14 protein-coding genes are annotated in these 18,897 nt (G+C 40.0%); 2 read left to right on the top strand and 12 right to left on the bottom strand.

Annotation, left to right across the window (positions count from 1 at the left end; translation table 11 throughout):
• Nucleotides 1–102: 102 nt before the first annotated feature.
• Genes PARC_RS19835 through PARC_RS19820 form a run of 4 tightly spaced genes read right to left on the bottom strand, consistent with a single transcriptional unit; the run spans nt 103 to nt 6,878 of the window.
• The gene (locus tag PARC_RS19835; protein ID WP_007582024.1) at nt 103–1,131 is read right to left on the bottom strand and encodes a zinc-binding dehydrogenase; all 1,029 of its coding nucleotides are present in this window, start codon (nt 1,129–1,131) and stop codon (nt 103–105) included.
• Between the two features lie 10 nt (nt 1,132–1,141).
• Nucleotides 1,142–2,554, bottom strand: coding sequence for a TolC family protein (locus PARC_RS19830; RefSeq protein ID WP_010553923.1), 1,413 nt, complete (start codon nt 2,552–2,554; stop codon nt 1,142–1,144).
• Nucleotides 2,547–5,699: an efflux RND transporter permease subunit gene (locus PARC_RS19825; RefSeq protein ID WP_007582022.1), complete on the bottom strand. Its 3,153-nt coding sequence runs from the start codon at nt 5,697–5,699 to the stop codon at nt 2,547–2,549. Before PARC_RS19825 ends, PARC_RS19830 begins: the two co-directional genes overlap by 8 nt.
• 9 nt (nt 5,700–5,708) lie before the next feature.
• Complete coding sequence (locus tag PARC_RS19820; protein ID WP_010553924.1) at nt 5,709–6,878, bottom strand: efflux RND transporter periplasmic adaptor subunit; 1,170 nt, start codon at nt 6,876–6,878, stop codon at nt 5,709–5,711.
• 119 nt (nt 6,879–6,997) lie between these two features.
• On the opposite strand from PARC_RS19820, the gene PARC_RS19815 reads away from it, so the two are divergent.
• Nucleotides 6,998–7,936: a LysR family transcriptional regulator gene (locus PARC_RS19815; RefSeq protein ID WP_010553925.1), complete on the top strand. Its 939-nt coding sequence runs from the start codon at nt 6,998–7,000 to the stop codon at nt 7,934–7,936.
• A gap of 10 nt (nt 7,937–7,946) precedes the next feature.
• Here the strand turns inward: PARC_RS19815 and PARC_RS19810 are convergent, their stop codons facing one another.
• The 7 genes from PARC_RS19810 to PARC_RS19780 all read right to left on the bottom strand — a co-directional run bounded on the left by PARC_RS19810 (nt 7,947) and on the right by PARC_RS19780 (nt 15,867).
• The gene (locus tag PARC_RS19810) at nt 7,947–8,984 is read right to left on the bottom strand and encodes a GGDEF domain-containing protein (protein WP_033013061.1); all 1,038 of its coding nucleotides are present in this window, start codon (nt 8,982–8,984) and stop codon (nt 7,947–7,949) included.
• Between the two features lie 169 nt (nt 8,985–9,153).
• Nucleotides 9,154–10,125 (bottom strand): GTP 3',8-cyclase MoaA, encoded by a 972-nt coding sequence (gene moaA / locus PARC_RS19805; RefSeq protein ID WP_010553927.1) that lies wholly within the window; start codon nt 10,123–10,125, stop codon nt 9,154–9,156.
• 185 nt (nt 10,126–10,310) lie between these two features.
• Nucleotides 10,311–12,602: a xanthine dehydrogenase family protein molybdopterin-binding subunit gene (locus PARC_RS19800; protein ID WP_010553928.1), complete on the bottom strand. Its 2,292-nt coding sequence runs from the start codon at nt 12,600–12,602 to the stop codon at nt 10,311–10,313.
• 12 nt (nt 12,603–12,614) lie between these two features.
• Nucleotides 12,615–13,103, bottom strand: coding sequence for a (2Fe-2S)-binding protein (locus PARC_RS19795; RefSeq protein WP_007582016.1), 489 nt, complete (start codon nt 13,101–13,103; stop codon nt 12,615–12,617).
• A gap of 199 nt (nt 13,104–13,302) precedes the next feature.
• Entirely contained in the window at nt 13,303–13,896 is a 594-nt protein-coding gene (locus PARC_RS19790) for a nucleotidyltransferase family protein (protein WP_010553929.1), read from the bottom strand.
• The gene (locus tag PARC_RS19785; protein ID WP_010553930.1) at nt 13,890–14,918 is read right to left on the bottom strand and encodes an XdhC family protein; all 1,029 of its coding nucleotides are present in this window, start codon (nt 14,916–14,918) and stop codon (nt 13,890–13,892) included. Before PARC_RS19785 ends, PARC_RS19790 begins: the two co-directional genes overlap by 7 nt.
• Nucleotides 14,919–15,003: 85 nt before the next feature.
• Nucleotides 15,004–15,867 (bottom strand): DUF6279 family lipoprotein, encoded by an 864-nt coding sequence (locus PARC_RS19780; RefSeq protein ID WP_010553931.1) that lies wholly within the window; start codon nt 15,865–15,867, stop codon nt 15,004–15,006.
• 687 nt (nt 15,868–16,554) lie between these two features.
• Here PARC_RS19780 and PARC_RS19775 point away from each other — a divergent pair.
• Nucleotides 16,555–17,280: a tetratricopeptide repeat protein gene (locus PARC_RS19775; protein WP_007582012.1), complete on the top strand. Its 726-nt coding sequence runs from the start codon at nt 16,555–16,557 to the stop codon at nt 17,278–17,280.
• 143 nt (nt 17,281–17,423) lie between these two features.
• Here the strand turns inward: PARC_RS19775 and PARC_RS19770 are convergent, their stop codons facing one another.
• The gene (locus tag PARC_RS19770; protein ID WP_010553932.1) at nt 17,424–18,842 is read right to left on the bottom strand and encodes a coniferyl aldehyde dehydrogenase; all 1,419 of its coding nucleotides are present in this window, start codon (nt 18,840–18,842) and stop codon (nt 17,424–17,426) included.
• Nucleotides 18,843–18,897 lie beyond the last annotated feature (55 nt).

Raw genomic sequence — 18,897 nt, 5'->3', positions numbered from 1 at the left:
ACGCAGCACAAATAGGCTACGTTTTTATTCAATTTGTAGAGGCTACATTATCAATTAATCTAGCTAAAACTACCTAAATTTAAATCAAATTGTATAAGTGCTTCACTTAGTAACTTTAACAACTTGCTTGCCGGTAAAACCACCAGCAAGTTGTTTATTAAGCGCTTGCGATACTGAGTCAGCACTAAAATCTACGGGCGTTATTTCTGGGTGTTTAATGTCGCCACTAACAGCGCCTTCAAGTAACAGGTTGCCCATAAAACTCAAACGTTGTTGTGCACATAAACTATTAGCAAGCCATGCTCCACCAATTGATACTACGCTAATATTAGGCGCTCGGTGATACATTAAGTCTTGATCAAAACAAGGTAGCGGATTTAAGCAGGCAATACGTCCGCAAAAACGCATTAACTCAATATTACGCTGAGTACACTCACCACCTATCGTATCAATAACCGCATCAAAGCCTTGTGGGCCAAGTTCTCTGCGGATTTTTTCGCATAGCTTTTTATCGCTATAGTCAAAAACCACATCAGCGCCTAACTGCTTAACCAACTTATGATTACGCTTTGATGCCGTGGTAAATACATCTGCACCGCGCTGTTTTGCATATTGAATAGCAAACTGCCCTACCGCTCCGGCTCCGCCTTCAATAAAAATAGTATCGCCTTCACTAATGCCTATTTTATCTAAGCTAATAAGTGCTGCCATACCGGCACATGGAAGTGTTGCAGCAATAGCCGGATTTAAACCGCTTGGCACAACCGACACTGCAAAGTTAGGTACCTTGGTGTATTCGCTCAAAGCACCTTGCTCACCAATGTTGGCATGCCACATAACGCGCTGGCCAACATTTGGAAACACGCCTTTATTAGCTTTAACCACAACACCTACGGCATCTAAGCCTAAAATGTGTGGATACTGCCATTTACAAAAGCCTGTTTTAGCAAATTGACCATCAACTGGATTTAAACCAACGTACTCTACTTTTACAAGCAGCTCGTTATCTGCACAAATAGGAACAGGCAGCTCAGCATCCGCTAAGTCAATTGCTTCATTTGGTTCTGGCAGTACAATAGCGCGCATCGTTTGCGGGATAATGTATTCATGTAAATTTTCAGTATTTGGCATCAATATAACTCTACTTATTAGTGTCGTTTAACGCATAACTCCATTGGCCATTAAATGACTGGTAAGCATTTACTTTGGCAAGCAGTGAAGAAATTGTTGTTTCAACAGCATTTTCTTGTGCTATTAAAACATCCTGGCGCGCATCTAACAACTCAAGGTAAGGAATTTGACCTTCTTCGTACATTGCTTGTGCTTGTAAAAATGCTTTATTAGCAAAGTCATAGCGCTCATCGGCAAAGCGTTTTTGCTGTGCTTGATTGACCAACAATTGCAGTGAAAGTTCACTTTCACTTAGTGCAGTTAATACTACTTGTTGATAATCGCTGTAAGCGGCTTCACTTAAAAACTGCTGCGCGTCGCGCTGTGCTAATAATGCTGGGTAGCTTAATAACGACCATTGCAATTGCGGCGCTACTTGCCACTGTTGGTCGGTATTTTTTAAGCCTGTGCTATCTATACTCACAACCCCTGCAAATGCAGATAAGCTAATATCTGGTAATAACGCTTTGCTAGCTGCAACACTTAAACTATTTGCTTGGCTAAAATCAAACAATGCACGGCTAATATCTGGACGTAAGGCAATGGCATTATTAGCGTTTTTTAGTGCTACGCTAAAGTCACGTTCAAGCACACCTTGCTCGTTTTCAATAGCAATATTTTGCGCTAACTTACCGCTTAGTACTGCAAGGGCAGATAAATCGCTGTATTTTGCATACTCAATGGCAGGCATTAGTGCTTGTTGCTGCCTAAGCTGCGCCATCGTACGGTTTAAATCAAGCTCGTTTGCGACGCCTTCGTCAACACGGGCTTGAAGAACGTCAATACTTTGCTCAAGCGCTTCAATTTGAAGCGTAACAATGTGTTGTTTTTCAACATTCCCTTGATAACTTACAAAGCCTTTAACAACTGACGAAACAACTTCAATTTGTAATAAGCGTACTTGCTCTGCTTGGCTCATGGCTGATGCATTTGCTGCATCAACCAACGCTGTTATGCGACCAAATAAATCTAGCTGCCAATCAAGTGCAACATTTGCACTTGATTGGCGGTCAAACACGCTTGGTGCATCGCTTCGAGCTGCGCCAACATTTACGCCACCTTGCGGAAGGTATTGGGCTTTTTGCTCTCCTAATCGCGCTAATGCGCTTTTAAGTGTTAGCTGGCTTGTTTGCAAATTATAGTTATTTGCAAGCGCACCAGTAACAAGCTCATTTAGTTGATCAGAATTAAGCTTTTTCCACCAGTTTGTCTCATCAGCAACGCTAACGTTACTTGCAATATTAGCTTTAGCAACAAATTCATTAACGGCTTTTTGCTCACTCATGGTGTCAATTTTACTCGCACACCCGGCTAAAAACGCAGCGACTAATACTGCACTAACAGTTAGACTTGTTTTAAGTCTTTTTTGCATTAATTTAGTCATGAGTATTCTCCTGCGCTTTCTCTTTTTTGTTAGTCACTAACATATAAAATACCGGCGTAAACAATAGGCCAAACACGGTTACACCTATCATCCCTGAGAATACTGCGTTACCCATTGCGTGTCGCATTTCGGCGCCTGCACCGGTGGCAAGTACTAACGGTACAACACCTGCTGTAAATGCAATTGAGGTCATTAATATTGGGCGCAAGCGCATACGACATGCCTCAAGTATTGCCTCTAAGTGCGATAAGCCTGAGTCGTGTCTATCTTTTGCAAATTCAACCATCAATATTGCATTTTTAGAGGCCAACGCGACCAGAACTATTAACGCTATTTGGGTGAATATGTTGTTGTCAGAGCCAACAAACCACACACCTAACAAGGCTGAGAAAATAGTCATTGGTACAATTAATATAATTGCCAGTGGTAAACGTAAGCTTTCGTACTGCGCTGCAAGTACCATAAATACAAGTAATACAACTAACGGGAATACATAAACCATGGTGTTACCGGCAAGTACTTGTTGGTACGTTACTTCAGTCCACTCATATTCAATACCTGTTGGTAGTGTGTCTGCGAGTACTTTTTCAATAGCAACTTGTGCTTGATCAGAGCTATAACCTGGCGCTGGGCTGCCATTTAGTTCTGCACTTGGGTAACCGTTGTAATGCATAACACGGTCAGGACCAATTGTTGGAGTTACTGTTAATACTGAGCCTAGTGGCACCATATTACCTGAGCGGTTACGTACTTTTAAATTAAGTATTTGATCAGGGTCTAAGCGGTAGTCAGCATCGGCCTGTGCATTTACTTGGTACGTACGACCAAACATATTAAAGTCATTTACGTACACAGAGCCTAAATAAATTTGCAGGGCATTAAATACTTCATCAAGTGGAATACCTTGAATAAGCGCTTGCTCACGGTCAATATCAATATCCATTTGTGGAACTTGGATACGGAAACTTGAGTACAGGCCCATTAATGCTGGGTCTTGTTGCGCTTTAGTAATTACGGCTTGCAGACTATTAAATAGTGCTTCAAACCCTTTATTAGCTCTGTCTTCTATTTGCAGTTTAAAACCACCGGTAGTGCCTAAACCTTGAATTGGCGGCGGTGGAAATACCGCTACAAATGCCTCATCAATGGCGGCAAAACGTTTATTCAACTGCGCCGCTATCGCCATCGCTGATTGGCTTGGGTCGGTACGTTTGTCAAAGCTTTCAAGTGGTGTAAATACAATGCCGCTGTTAGGGCTATTTGTAAAACCGTTCACTGATAAGCCAGGGAAAGCAACAGTATGTGCAACGCCTGGTACTTCTAATGCAATTTGCTGCATTTGAGCAAGTACGTCTTCAGTACGATCAAGGCTTGATGCGTCAGGTAACTGCGCAATAGCCACTAAATACTGTTTATCTTGCTGTGGAATAAAGCCACCTGGTACGGTATCAAATAACTTAATTGTGCCGCCAACAAGTGCAATGTAAGCCACCATTACAACAACAGTCATACGAATTAGTTTTTGTACCAGTTTTTCGTAACCTTTAGCACCACGATTAAATACGCGGTTAAATGGTTTAAACAACCAACGACCAAACAATTTATTAAGTAAACGCGTAAATGCATCTGGTTTTGCATCATGCGATTTTAATAACAATGCAGCAAGTGCAGGCGATAACGTTAATGAGTTAAACGCTGAGATAATCGTCGAAATTGTAATTGTAAGTGCAAATTGCTTATAAAACTGACCTGATAAACCGGTAATAAACGCAGTAGGAATAAATACAGCACTTAGTACTAGCGCAATGGCAATAATAGGGCCTGTTACTTCGCTCATTGCAACGCGGGTTGCTTCAAGTGGCGATAAGCCTTTTTCAATATTACGCTCTACGTTTTCAACAACTACAATCGCATCATCTACAACAATACCTATGGCCAATACTAAACCAAACAACGACAAGGTATTAATTGAGACACCTAACCACTGCATTACGGCAAATGTACCAATAAGTGAAATAGGCACAGCAATTAGCGGAATGATAGATGCACGCCAGGTTTGTAAAAATACAATAACAACAATAACTACCAGTACAATTGCTTCAAGCAACGTTGCAATTACCGCGTCAATTGAGCCGCGCACAAATACTGTAGGATCGTACACAATGTCGTATTCAACACCAGTAGGGAAATCTTTTGATAAGCGCGCCATTGTTTCGCGTACTTGATCAGAAAGCTCAATAGCGTTTGAACCTGGGCGTTGGAATATTGGCATTGCAAGAGCTGGTTGGTTATCAAGCTCTGCACGCAGTGCGTAAGTGTCTTGGCCTAAATCAACACGGGCTATATCAGATAAACGCGTTAACTGACCTTCGTCGCCTACTTTAATAATAACTTGTTCAAATTCTTCAATACTGTTTAAACGACCTTTAACGTTTAACAATATTTGAAATTGACTGTCGTTTGAAATTGGTTGTGCACCTAAGCTACCAGCAGCAACTTGCTGGTTTTGCGAGCGAAGTGCTGTTACTACATCTGTTGCTGTTAATTCGCGTGCAGCAAGTGCATCTGGGTTTAGCCATACTCGCATTGAGTATTTGCCAGCACCAAACATGCGAATATCACCTACGCCTGGTAAGCGCGCAATTTCATCTTTAATGTTTAAATCAGCATAGTTAGATAAGTAAGCTGTGTCGTGCGTTTTTTCAGGTGAGTATAAATGCACTACCATGGTTAAATCTGGTGATGACTTTTCAGCCACAACACCTAAACGTTGTACTTCTTCTGGCAAACGCGGAAGCGCACTGTTTACACGGTTTTGTACTTGTACTTGAGCACGATCTAAATCGGTACCTAACGCAAAAGTTACCGTTAGTGTCATGCGGCCATCACTGGTACCTTGCGAAAACATATATAGCATGTTTTCAGTGCCGTTAATTTCTTGCTCCAGCGGTGTTGCCACTGTTTGCGCAATAACGGTAGGGTTAGCACCCGGGTAGTTAGCGGTAACAACAACTGTTGGAGGAACTACTTCTGGGTATTCACTAACTGGTAATTGGAATAGTGATATACCACCAGCAATTAAAATAACCAATGACAGCATGGCCGCAAATATTGGACGCTGTATAAAGAAATGCGAGAATTTCATCAATAAACCTTATTGCTTAGCCACAAGTTGTGCGTTGTCATTTAACAATGTAAATGCCACACCACTTGTATCAATTGTTACTGTTTGCGGAGAGATTGGCATACCAGGGCCTACGCGAGCTGGGCCATTTACAGCAATAACATCACCTTCGTTAAGGCCCGATGTAACCGCACGTAAGGCACCGTAACGCTCACCTGTAGTGATAAGTTTGTATTCAAGTACGTTGTTTTCGCCAACCGTTAATACAAAACGATTTTTTAAGTCGGTACCAATTGCACGTTCTGGGATAATAATCGCGTCGCTAATAGAGTTGGCTGCAAGCTTAATACGTGCAAACGAGCCTGCGCGTAATTGGTTGCTGTCTTCATTAAATACTGCACGTACACGTAATGTGCCCGTTGATGAATTAATTTGGTTATCAATAAAGTTAATGTAGCCTTTGTATGCAAAATCGCTTTGACCCACTTTTTGCATTACAACAGTTTGATGGCTCGCAGCAGTAACATCATTAAAAGAGCTATTCCATGTGCGTTCATCAACATCAAAATAAGCGTACATAGCTTGGTTTGAAACAATTGACGTTAATACGCTTTGACCCGCAAGTATGTTATTACCTTTAGTAATATTTGCGCGAGAAATAATGCCATCAATTGGTGATACTACTGACGTAAACTCTAAATCAAGCTCTGCTGAAGTAAGTTGTGCTTGAAGTGCAGAAAGCTGTGCTTCGCGTTGGCGTAGTGTTGAAGTACGCGCTTGTGCTTGCTCAGTTGAGATTGCCTTACGGTCTAATAAGCGTACCGCACGTTTGTCTTCACTTTTAGCTTGCTCTAAGGCAGCTTCTGCACTGTTGATTTGCGCTTTTAAGCTAGCAACCACAGCAGCAAATGGGCGAGCATCTAATTGAAATAAAACATCGCCTTCTTTAACCACGTCACCTTCTTTAAATTCAATGCTATCGATGATTCCCGATACACGCGGCATTAAAGCAACTTCTTGTGGAGACTCTAAACGAGTTGTATATGTGTGCCAGCTTTGTACCGGCTTAACAAGCACCTGTGCTACATCAATTGGTTGAAGTTGCTGTGCAGGTGCTGATTGAGCTGTGCTCTCATCAGCACAACCCGCAAGTGTTAAAGATGCCGCAGTAAGTGCAGCAGCAATTAGATGTTTGTTCATGAAGACGCTCCATTGTTGATTAGCCTCGCATAATACGGATTAAACCCGTGTGTAAAAACCATAGATTTTTAAATTCATTAATGCCAAAATGGCATCAATAGATTAGTTAAGGTGTAATAATGGATACAACAAGTCGACTTTTAATGTTACTTGAAGTGGTTGAGCAAGGCTCTTTTGCAAAAGCTGCAGAAATCCGCAACATAGATCGCTCTGTTATATCTAAACAAATTAGCCGTTTAGAGGATGAGTTAGGCGTTAGGTTACTTAACCGAACCACGCGTTCATTTTCGCTCACAGCGGCGGGTGCCGAAATGATCAAAAAAGCCGCTGAGCTTAGAGAGCTGCTCGGCGAAACCGTGCGCATGGCTGAAAACTACCATTTAGAACCGCGTGGCGTATTAAAAATCACTTCATCAACACTTATTGGTCGTCGTTATTTACAACCTGTACTCAATGATTTCCAAAAACGCTTTCCTCAAGTAGAGGTTGAACTGCGTTTAGACGATAGATTAGTGGATATAGTCTCTGAAGGATTTGATTTGGCTTTTCGTGTAGGTGAGCCTAAAGATTCGTCACTTATTGCACGTAAAATAGCGCGTAACCGATTATTAATTTTAGCTGCACCGCAGTTTATTGAAACTTACGGTATGCCAAAAACAATCGAAGAGTTAGCGCAATTACCAGCAGCAAGCTATGCCAGTAATTCTATTCGAGTAGAAACCATAGATTACTACGATAGTAAGGGTGAACGCTGCGAGCAAAAAATAAAAAGTGTGTTTCGTGCTAATGATGCCGAGTCATTGTTAATGAAAACATTATCGGGCACAACTTACTTTGTCGCCCCTGCATTTATTATTGGTGATGAAATAATACAAGGTAAGCTAGTGCCTTTATTGACCGATGTAAAACTGATGGAGTTTAGTGCGATGTATGCCGTATATCCGCATCGAGATTTACCAGTGAGGACCCGGTTGTTTTTTGATGCTGTGCGCGAGCATTTAGGAAAAGATAAACCGATTTGGGAAAGCGGGATCCCCAATTTTGAGCAAATGTATTAAGTAACCCTGCTTAAGCAACTACCGTCTCATCGTCGTGTTCTTTTTTAAACTTACAATACACTTTATTGCGGCCAAATTGTTTTGCTTTATATAACTGTTTATCTGCTTCGTTTACAAAGCTTTCCAATGAATTAGTACTTTTAAATTTTGCAACACCAATACTGGTTGTAACATTAATTGCAAGGCCGTCAATGTCAAATGTGGTATTTTCAAAACGTGCTCTTATTTGTTCAGCGGTATTAAGTGCAGCCTCTTCATTTGCAAAAGAGCTAAATAAAGCAAACTCTTCACCGCCTACTCTAAATACATACCCTCTACCAAGCACAACTCTTAGTAAAGTGGCCACTTCGATAAGTACTTGGTCACCGACACCATGGCCATGCTCATCATTTACCTGTTTAAAAAAGTCTAAATCGAGTAAAAACAAATATAACTGCGACTTATCTTTTAGTTCTACTTCAAAGTAGTGGTTCATTGAAAGGCGGTTACCTGCACCCGTTAATGGATCAAGTAACGCTAAATTTTTAAGGCGCTTTGAAAAATGCGAGCGGCTTCCTTCAAAAACATGAGAAATCGCCCAAATACTAAAATAAGCACAGATTAAATTAAGGGATAAGTTAAAAGTTTCAAAGGGGGCATGAGTAGACTTACTCCCTAAAATAAACACTTGGATAACTAATAAATTTGCAGAGAAAATTACACCATATTGTTTACCTAGTAACAGGTAGTACAAAATAGGTAATGCAAACGACCATATAAACACACCATTACTAGGCGTTGCTAAGGATGTACCTATAATAATAATTAACGTTACCAGTGCACACATTATTAAGGATTGCCAAAACTGTAGTGGACGGCGTTTAAGTGAAATATAAGTAAATATACAATAAATAGAAAAACAGATTTCGATATAGCCTAGCAATGGAAAATTATTTACGGTCAAATTAACACTCGCAAATACTAGCGATAAAAAACCAAAACAAAGACACATCCCTCTCAGGACGTCCTTTCTTAATGATTTAGTGCTATTAAGGGCCGCTATATCCATTCTAATCACTTAATAAAAATAAAAAGTAAGTTTAACGTGAAAATACAATTTAACAAGCTTTGTTCATATAAAACCACGTAGATACAACCAGTTATTTACATTTTAGGGATAATGTAGTGTATTTTAGAAACACGTTTGATACTTTAATATCACTAAGTGGCTTTAACAACTAGCCACCTAACATGGATAAATTAGTAGTAATACCTGTATTACCCTGGTGTAAAAGGTGAGTTGGCTTTTTGGTTTTAATATAACGAGATAACAATGCCATTAATTCACTGTTTGAACTGTTGTTCATATATTCTCTTAGCGAAATACCCTCTTCAGAAAACAAACACAAGTGCAGATTCCCTTTTGCTGTAACCCTTAATCGGTTACAGGTACTACAAAAGTCGTTGCTGTAAGGCATGATCAAACCAATTCTGCCTTGATAATCAGGATGAGCAAACTCTTGAGCAGGACCTGCTGATGCACTACGCGCAACTTGCTGCCAACCCGTTTGTAATAACTGAGTTTTTAAAACTTGCCCAGAAACATGGTTAGCATCAAAAAAGGCTTTGTTGTCGTTTGTTTGCATCAATTCTATAAAGCGGATGGTAACGGGACGGTGTTTAACCCAATTTAAAAATGTATCAAACTCTTTTGCGTTGTATTGCTTCATCAACACGCTATTTATTTTTACCGAATCAATACCCGTTTCAAGCGCAGTATCAATACCTTTCATTACTGAGGTAAATTTGTCATGCCCAGTAATGGTGTTAAACATGCGCGAATCTAAACTATCAATGCTTACATTAATGGCGTTTAAGCCTGCATCTACCCAGTCATGAATATTCTTATGAAGAGAAAAACCATTGGTAGTCATTGCAATTTTTTTTATGCCCGCGACATCTTTTGCCGCGCGAACAACATCTATAAAATCTTTACGAAGGGTTGGCTCTCCGCCAGTGATCCTTACTTTTTCGATACCATGGTGTGCAAACGCTTTAAGCGTGTTGCTAATTTCATCAATTGTGAGAAAGCCACGGTCTGGCCCGCCCTGATAACCATCTGGTAAACAATAAACACACTTAAAATTACATACATCAGTAATAGACAAACGTAAGTAACTAAACTCTCGCCCTGTTGGGTCGATTAGCATAAATAAACCTTAACTAATATCAACAAGTAATAACAACCTAATACCAATTTGCAATAATACTTAATCATTTAATTAAGCGAATTAGTATAAACAACGCTACTTATTGATACATAAATAATAATTACATAAATATATTTGATAACTTAAAGGAGCAGCATAAAGCATACCCCTTTAGTTATTTTTTTTTACGCTTCTAAGCCTTTTTTAAGTTCGCTTGGCTTCATTGGTAGGTCACGTAAACGCACGCCTACTGCATTAAACACAGCATTACCAATAGCAGGAGCAACCCCTATAACGCCAGGTTCGCCTAAACCAACTGGAAACTCATCGCTTTGTAAAAATTCAATGTCAATATCTGGCACATCTTGCATTCTTAGCGGTAAATAAGTATTAAAGTTAGTCGCTGATACTTGCCCATCTTTATACGTATTTGACTCATGCAATGCAAGGCTGCTGCCCCATAGTAACGACCCTTCAATTTGCGCCAGTGCGCCATCTGGGTGAACTATTAAGCCAGCATCTACAACAACATAAAGCTTTTTAAGCGTTATTTTACCACTATCACGGTTAACATGAACATGCGCTGCGGTTGCAAGCCATGCTGGCATAGTACGTTCTTGCCCTGAGCTTACAGAAAAACCAATGCCCTCATCTTTAGCTAATTTAACAGAAGCTACTTTGTCAGACACCGTTTTAAGCACATTACGTAAGCGCAGTGCTCCGCCAACGCTCTCAGGTGCTTTACCCGCTTGCTTGCCTTTACCGTCTAACATTTCAATTCTAAATTGAACTGGATCTTTGCCTTGCTTATGGGCAATTTCATCAATAAACGACTCAAGGCTCCAAGCAATCCAACCTGGCCCTACTGAACGCAACCAACCTGGAGTAAAGGTGCTTTGTGCAACTTCGTTATTAATAGCGCGTGCACGATGACTGCTCATGCTATACCAATGATCAGCGCCCGATGCCGAAAATGCATCAAATTTACCTTTGCCATCAACACCCGGTGATAAAAACCCTGGTGCCATAGCTTTAGTAGGCCAACCTGCAGCAAATGCATGCTCTAAACCAGTAAAAGTACCGTTTTTATCAAACGACGCCGTCATTTTTGCAGCAGATGCAGAACGAGACTGATCGAATAAACTATCGTCTGCTCGTGTAAATACCAGCTTTACTGGTTTACCTACTGCTTTTGCAGTTAGAGCTGCAGGTACAGTCCAGTCACCAAATAATCGACGACCAAAACCACCACCTAAATAATAAGGACGAATAATTACTTTGTTTTGTTCTATATCGAGTGCTTTAGCAAGCGCTGGTAACGTAAGTGACTGCCACTGGTTACCTGTATGAATAATCCAATTTCCGTCTTTAAATTCTGCAACCGCATTTAATGGCTCTAGCTGATAATGACTTGCTGTCGCTGTGGTATACATTGATTCTAACGACTCACTGGCGTCTGCTTGAGTTTTCTTTATATCGCCTTGATCAACAAATAAAGTACCCGAGTCGCGTTGCTCGCATAATCGCTTACCTTCTTTTTGAATATCAGCTTCAGATATATTTGCTGACTCACCCTTTTTGTAACTCACCTTCAAAGCATCTACTGCTTTAATGGCACTTGGGTAACTATCAGCTAATACAACAACCCAGCCTTGCACTGTGTTACTAGGGTCATTTAAAATTTCATAGCCTTTGTAACCTTTAATAGCTTTTGCTGCACTATCGTCAACGTTTGTTACTGTACTGCCATAACGGGTTGGTGGAATAACTGGACGCGCGTACAGCATGCCTTCAACTTCTACATCTATCCCATATACTGCTGTACCATTTGTTTTGGCTGGTATATCAAGCGCTTTAAAGTCTTGTTTAAGCCCTGTTAAATGACGTTTATTAGCCGGTTTTAGTGGAAGGTTTGCAACTTCATCACTGGTAAATGTACGATTAAACTCGCCTTTTTTAACTATATCTGCGTAACTAACCGATTTTTCGCCTGAAATAATATAGCCCTTTTCAGCACGACATTTGTCTGCAGGCACGCCGAGCATTTTAGCTCCGGCTTCTATTAATGCAATTCGACCCGCAGCGCCAGCTTGAGATAATGGCTTAAAGCTTTGAAATACAGACCACGAACCACCCGTTACCATAAAGCCCCATTTTTCATGGGTATCTACGTAGGTAATTGATACTTTATCCCAATCACATTCAAGCTCATCAGCCACAATCCGCGCAAGAGCAGTACCAATATGTTGACCCATTTCAGCTTTTGCAATACTTACTTCTACGGCGCCGTCGGTGCTCATAGTCCACCAAATAGTGGGTGAGAAAGCCTGTTGCGCAATTGATTCTTTTGCACTGAGCGAACCCGAAAATAACGCAGGGGCAAACGCCATGACTAAACCTGCGCTAGCAGTGCCAATCATAAACGAGCGACGATTTAAATTAACGGTTTCGCTATTTTTTTGAAATAATTTTTTCATTATCGGCTCCAGTTAAGCGTCTTGTGCATTTGGATCAAATATATTTACTACACTTTGTGACTCATCTGCAGCGCGTTGAATAGCAGTTTTAATACGTTTATAAGCCATACAGCGACAATAGTTACCATTCATATGGCTTACTATTTCTTCATCTGAAGGACTTGGGTTAGCTGCTAGTAATGTAGCAGCTTGCATTATTTGCCCTGACTGACAGTAACCGCACTGTGGTACTTGCTCTTCAACCCATGCTTTTTGAAGTGGGTGTTCGTTATTAAGCCCTTCAATTGTGGTAATGTTTTTTCCTGCAATTGCGCCAATTGGTAAAACACATGAGCGAGTTGCTTGCCCATCTAAATGCACCGTACACGCACCACACATTGCAATACCGCAACCAAACTTCGTACCTTTTAATCCAATTTCATCACGAATAACCCATAACAATGGTGTATCTTCACTTGCGTGTGATTCAACCACCTTGCCATTAATTGTAAACGTCACCATAGCTTGCCCCTTGATTAAGCTTTATAACCCGTGTTTAAATTATTTAATCTAAACGCAGGTTATAACAGTTAAGATTGTTGTAACTACTAATCCATAACACATATAGTTACCGCATCAGCTACATTAACAGCTAAATACCATAACCACTGCACTAAAGCGTTAGCGCAGCTAAAACTTATTTTGCCCTACTAATACTTTTTCACTCATTTTTAGCTATAAAATTACTTAGCTGCTTTTGAGTATCTATGTCTAAACTCGCACTATGTAAACTAATTGTATTGACGACCTCACTGCTGGAGCGCAGTAATTGCTGTGCACCTCTATCTGAAGTTAAGCTTGTAAGCTGAGATAAATCAACTGCTGGGAATATAGCGGGTACGCCTAAACGCTCACCATAGTTTGCGCACCAGCGCGATGGGTTACGTGTAAAACCAGTAACTAGCTCACTTAAGTGCGCTACTTTTAGCTCAACCTGATCCGCGAGCATAAATAAAACCCCATCAAAGGACTTATTTTTAAACACTGTTTGAGAAGCTATCGCGATTGAATTACCTAAACCTTGGCTCCATTGCTTGTTCTCAATGAGCTCTATGTTTTTATAACCTGCCAGTGCTTGTGATACTTCTTTATGCCATGCCCCGGTAACTACATACACCGGCGTGTCATCAAGTGCTTGAAGTGTATTTACTGCATGCTCAATCATTGTTTTGCCAAACCCGATATCAGCCGTTAATTTACAGCCGTTAAAGCGAGATGATTGACCTGCGGCTAAAACAACTTTTGCAATTAGCACGCCTCTTGCCCCCAATGGCTTAGCGATTGGGCGTTTTTGTCACACAGCACTGCATGTATTTCACTGATCAGCGATAGTGCAATACTCTCTGGCGAGTCGCCGCCTAAATTTAAACCGACAGGCCCAAAAACAGGAGACTTTATTTGTGAAACACGCGTATTTGCGTGCTCTAAAACTTGTTCACGTCTGTGCTTAGGACCCAATAACCCTATGTATTTAAAAGGAACATCTTTAAATTGAGCCAACGTATTCGCGTCGAGATCAACGCTGTGAGCCATTAAAATAGCAGCATCTACTTTATTAGTTATGCAATATTCTTTTAACTCACTCGGTGTGATGCGCAAAATAGCATCAGCATTTTTAAAATATTGCCTTTTTGCATTGGCAGCACGTGTATCCCATACAGTTACACTCCAACCAAGTTGTTTGGCAAATGTATAAACCGGAACTGCATCGGCCCCACCACCCACTATTAATAAATGAGGCGGCGGATAAATAGAAGTTTGCAAGCACGTAGCGCCTTGTAATTCTACCAATTGCGCTTTGCGGTTCATTGATAAACCATGTAACTCATCATTTTGCGTAAATACACCACTACCGGCTGGCAAAATGGGGCTTACTTGTTGAAGGTATCGCCCTGGTTTATTCTCATTAAGTGCTTTAGATACAAGCTCTAACTGTAAATAGTCATTAGCTTTGTGAATGGGCTGCAGTAAAATGTGTACTATGCCCCCACAACCAATGCCAAGTTGAAATGTTAAATCGTCTTCATCGGTGGCATCATAACTAATGGTTTTACTGGTTAAAGTACTCATTACTTGTTTAGCGTGGCGCTGTATGTCAGCTTCTAAACAGCCTCCTGAAAGCATGCCCAAGCGCTCGCCTAGGCTCGAAATAAGCATCATAGCCCCTAGTTTTCTGTAGCTAGAGCCTTCAATTTTGTACAAAGTAGCTAAAACCCATTCTTGGTTGTCCCTATTGAGATACCAAGTGTTTAAGATACTTTTCAAATCTGTAACCATATATTGCCCTTTAAAAAGCATTTTTTGCGTTTAAAAACAAACCAGCCTAAACAGCTAATTTAAAACTTAATAATTCACGCACAATTTAGTTTTCTATTATATCGTTTAAGGTCTCAATTAACTCATCAAATTGATCATTAACACTTTGGCGTTGTTTATCATTTAGAGTTAGGTTTAATTTGTAGAGTAAATTTATATATAAATTTGAGTTTACTTCATTGCTTTTCAATAGCGCGTTGCTCATATAAAGTTCGCGCTCTTCAATAACCGTACTTAACTGATTTATAAATTCTTTTTTTGTAATTTCAGCATTTGTAAATACCTGTTTGGCTGCATTCAAACGGTTTTGCTTGTACTCTAACCACAGCGCTGCTGAGTCTTGATGTTGCTCATTAGTCGATTTAATCAGCGCTTTTTGTTGTTTATTAAGCTTGCCTATCCACTGCTCGTAGTATTCAAATTGCTCTTCTAAACGCTCACTTTTTCGCTCAAGCGGGGTTTGTTCGTTAAACTCTTCGCGTTCGTCGTTAATTTTTATTTGGATATTGTTTAAAAGCTCACCTCTTTGCTCACTTGATAAGGTTGCCCCAAGCTCAGCTAAAGGCAGCTTTGCGTATCCAAGTAGGTTCTGCCAATGTTGTTTTGCAAGCACAACCTGTGTTTTTAATTGTTTAGCCTCCAATGTTTGGTTAAACAATACTTTTATATTTCGTATGTCTTGTCTGTAGGCGGGTAACTGGGTAGTTCGGTGCCAATTTTGTGTTGTTGTAATTATGTTTTTTAGCTGTGTATTTTGCTTTTTATTTAAATCAACATAATCGTCAACCCAAAACGATGAAAGCCAACTCAAATTATTGTAAGTAAAAGATGCCGAACAACTACATAAAAACAGCATACTTACAGCAAGGCATATCTGTTTTAGTTTTTTTGCTTTGAAATTATTAAGCATAACTTTCTCTATTATTTATATTGTAGCGAAGCTCAAAACTCATTTGATAATAATTATCATTTAAGTATTGACTTGCACTTAGATCTAACTGATAATCGTTCGCACAAACACAGTGTAACGACCTCAGTGCCTACGGAAGAATATTCAGCAAGGATGCTGACACATTAAAAGAAGAGCGTGCCGCTTCGTGTTATTACTTACTCGACCCAAGTAATAACATCAAATATCACATTTACTTGCTACATTGCTCATATTAGTGACGGTTAATATGACTCAAAAAAGCCCTAACGGGCTTTTTTTATTTCTTTAAATTTTCTATAAAATCTGTATCTTACACTTCTTAAACTCGTTTACTTACCTTAAAAGTCCACCGCGCTGTTATTTACATTTTATACGCACGATCTGATAAGGTATCGCCTTGCGTTTACGCTAAAGCTGGCGTAAAACATAACAGTAGGCACCCTTTTTTGCATCTATTTATAATAACCGATTTAGTCTCTACTTAAATGCATTGAGTATTAAACGTTTGAAATGCCCAAATAGTGCAAAAATTTAATAATTTAGCATTTAACTAAAGTCTGTTTACCTTTCGGGATTAAAACTTGTTCTATTTAGACGCTATTTAATCGCGGCAAGATATACTGGCCCTAAAACCTATCGTAACTATTACTAATTGGAGACATTAATATGTCACAGTTTAATTTGAAAGCACTCGTTCTTGCTGGCGTTTTACTTGCCAGCCCTTTCGCTCATGCAACATTAGAAGATGGCATAAGAGCAGCTAACGAAGGTGAATTTGCAGTCGCCCTAAAAGAATTTCAATACCTTGCCGATAAAGGTTTTGCGCCAGGAATTTACGAACTAGCTAAATTATACGAAGGTGGATACGGTGTAACACGCGATTACCGCAAAGCAGCTGCGCTTTATCAACAAGGCGTTAAAAAGAACCATCCGGATTCAATGTTTGCGTTAGCTGTTTTATACGACGAAGGTAAAGGCGTAAAGCTTGATCACCAAATGGCTGTTACCTTATTTGAAAAAGCAGCCAATAAAAACCTGCCTGCGGCTCAGTTTAATTTAGGTGTAATGTATTCCAATGGCGTGGGCGTTACACGAGATTATGAAGCGGCACGCAACTGGTACGAAAAAGCAGCTGCAAACAATTACTCTTTAGCACAATTCAATTTAGCCCTCATGTATTTTGAAGGGCTAGGTATGCCAAAAGATTTAGAAAAGTCATACATTTGGAATACTATCGCTGAGTACAACGGCAATATGCAAGCGAGTCATAGCCGCAAACTTGATGAGCGTAAAATGCTGCCTAAAGAAATTGAAGAAGCTAAAGAAAAAGCCGATGCTATTTATGCAAAAATACAAGTGGGTACTTATGCTGGCGAAGGTCGCTTATTTTAAAGTCTTATTTTAAAGTTTAAGAGTTTAAGACCTTAGTTTGAAACTAATTTAAAAAGGCTGAATTACATAACGTAATTCAGCCTTTTTAATATCTTGATTTAGCAAGTTCAAAATCTATTCAACTTTACAAAATCAACATACTCTTATTTTATGTAAAGCCACTTTAGTAGCTTAATAAGAAGTTTGCTTTGTTTTAGCAGCATAACAATACGAGGATTAAACGAGCCCGATACTAACGTATTTTTAGCATGGCTAAACGTTAAAAACCCTTCTATGCCATGATAATGCCCCATTCCTGAATGCCCTACACCACCAAAAGGGGCATCGTCAGCAGTTACTTGCACTAACGTATCGTTTATCGCTACAGTGCCACTGATTGTTTGCTTCATAATGTATTCTTGAGCGTGCTTATCTTGCCCTAAAATATAAAGCGCTAACGGGTGGTGATGGGCTTTAATATAGTCAATTGCGCTGTCGAGCTTGTCATAGCTCATTATTGGTAGTATTGGGCCAAATAACTCATCTTGCATAAGCTGCATTTCGTCAGTAACTTGAGTCACTAAGTGCAGCCCCATACGATGTTTTTGCTCATCTTGCTGGTTTTGCTCAAGTGGCTTAATAATGTTTGCGCCAAGCTCTTGTGCTTGCTCTAAATAGGTTGCTAAACGTTTATAGTGTGCATCGCTAATAATAGAAGTTAAGTTTTTACCTTCAACACCGTCTTTAAAGTGCTTTTTATAAAGCTCGCATAATTGCTGAACCAACTGATGCTCAAGCTCTTTAGGTACAAATACGTAGTCGGGAGCAACGCATATTTGCCCTGCGTTGGCCATTTTTCCAAACAGTAAAGCTTGCGCCGCTTTTTTAATATCGGCATTTTGCGTAATAATAACTGGCGATTTACCACCGAGTTCGAGCGTTACTGGTGTTAAATTACGACTCGCTGACGCCATTACTAATTTACCAACGGCCGATGACCCCGTAAATAATAAATGAGCAAATGGCAGTGATGAAAACTGCGCGGCTACGTCGCTACCGCCTTGTATTATTTTGCAATGCGCTTGCATGTCGTCTTTAAATATTTTTTCGATAACGACGTTTGTGTGAGGTGTAAACTCGCTTAATTTGAGCATAACTCTATTACCAGCAGCTATGGCGGTAAGCACAGGTACTAACGCTAACTGAATGGGGTAATTCCACGGTGCAATAATACCAACCACACCTTTAGGTTGGTAATTAACACTTACTTTTGAAGGCCACAAACTTAAACCTACAGAGCGATTACTTGGCTTTGCCCATTTTGGTAGCTTTTTGATAATGTGCGCGAGTGTTTGAACCGTAGGCAATATATCGCCAAGTAGAGTATCGAAAGCGGTTCTGTAACCAAAGTCTTTTGAAGCAGCATCCACTAGCTCTTGCTCAAGTTCAACAATACGTACACGGAGTTTTTTTAATAAAACGAGACGTTTATCAATTGGCAAGTAAGGTGTTTCGAGAAAGCTTTTTTGCAATTCATCAAATTGGGGAATTAAAGGCATTGCCTGTGATGTGTCGGTGCTCAAAATAGATTACTCAATTTTTAAAGTTACCGCAGACTATAACCTTGTTCTGTTTTTC

This window comes from Pseudoalteromonas arctica A 37-1-2 (genome assembly GCF_000238395.3).
In the GTDB taxonomy this organism is placed as follows: Bacteria; Pseudomonadota; Gammaproteobacteria; order Enterobacterales; family Alteromonadaceae; genus Pseudoalteromonas; species Pseudoalteromonas arctica.
Note: the sequence above shows the minus strand (reverse complement) of the source record. Positions and strands in the feature narration are given on the sequence as shown.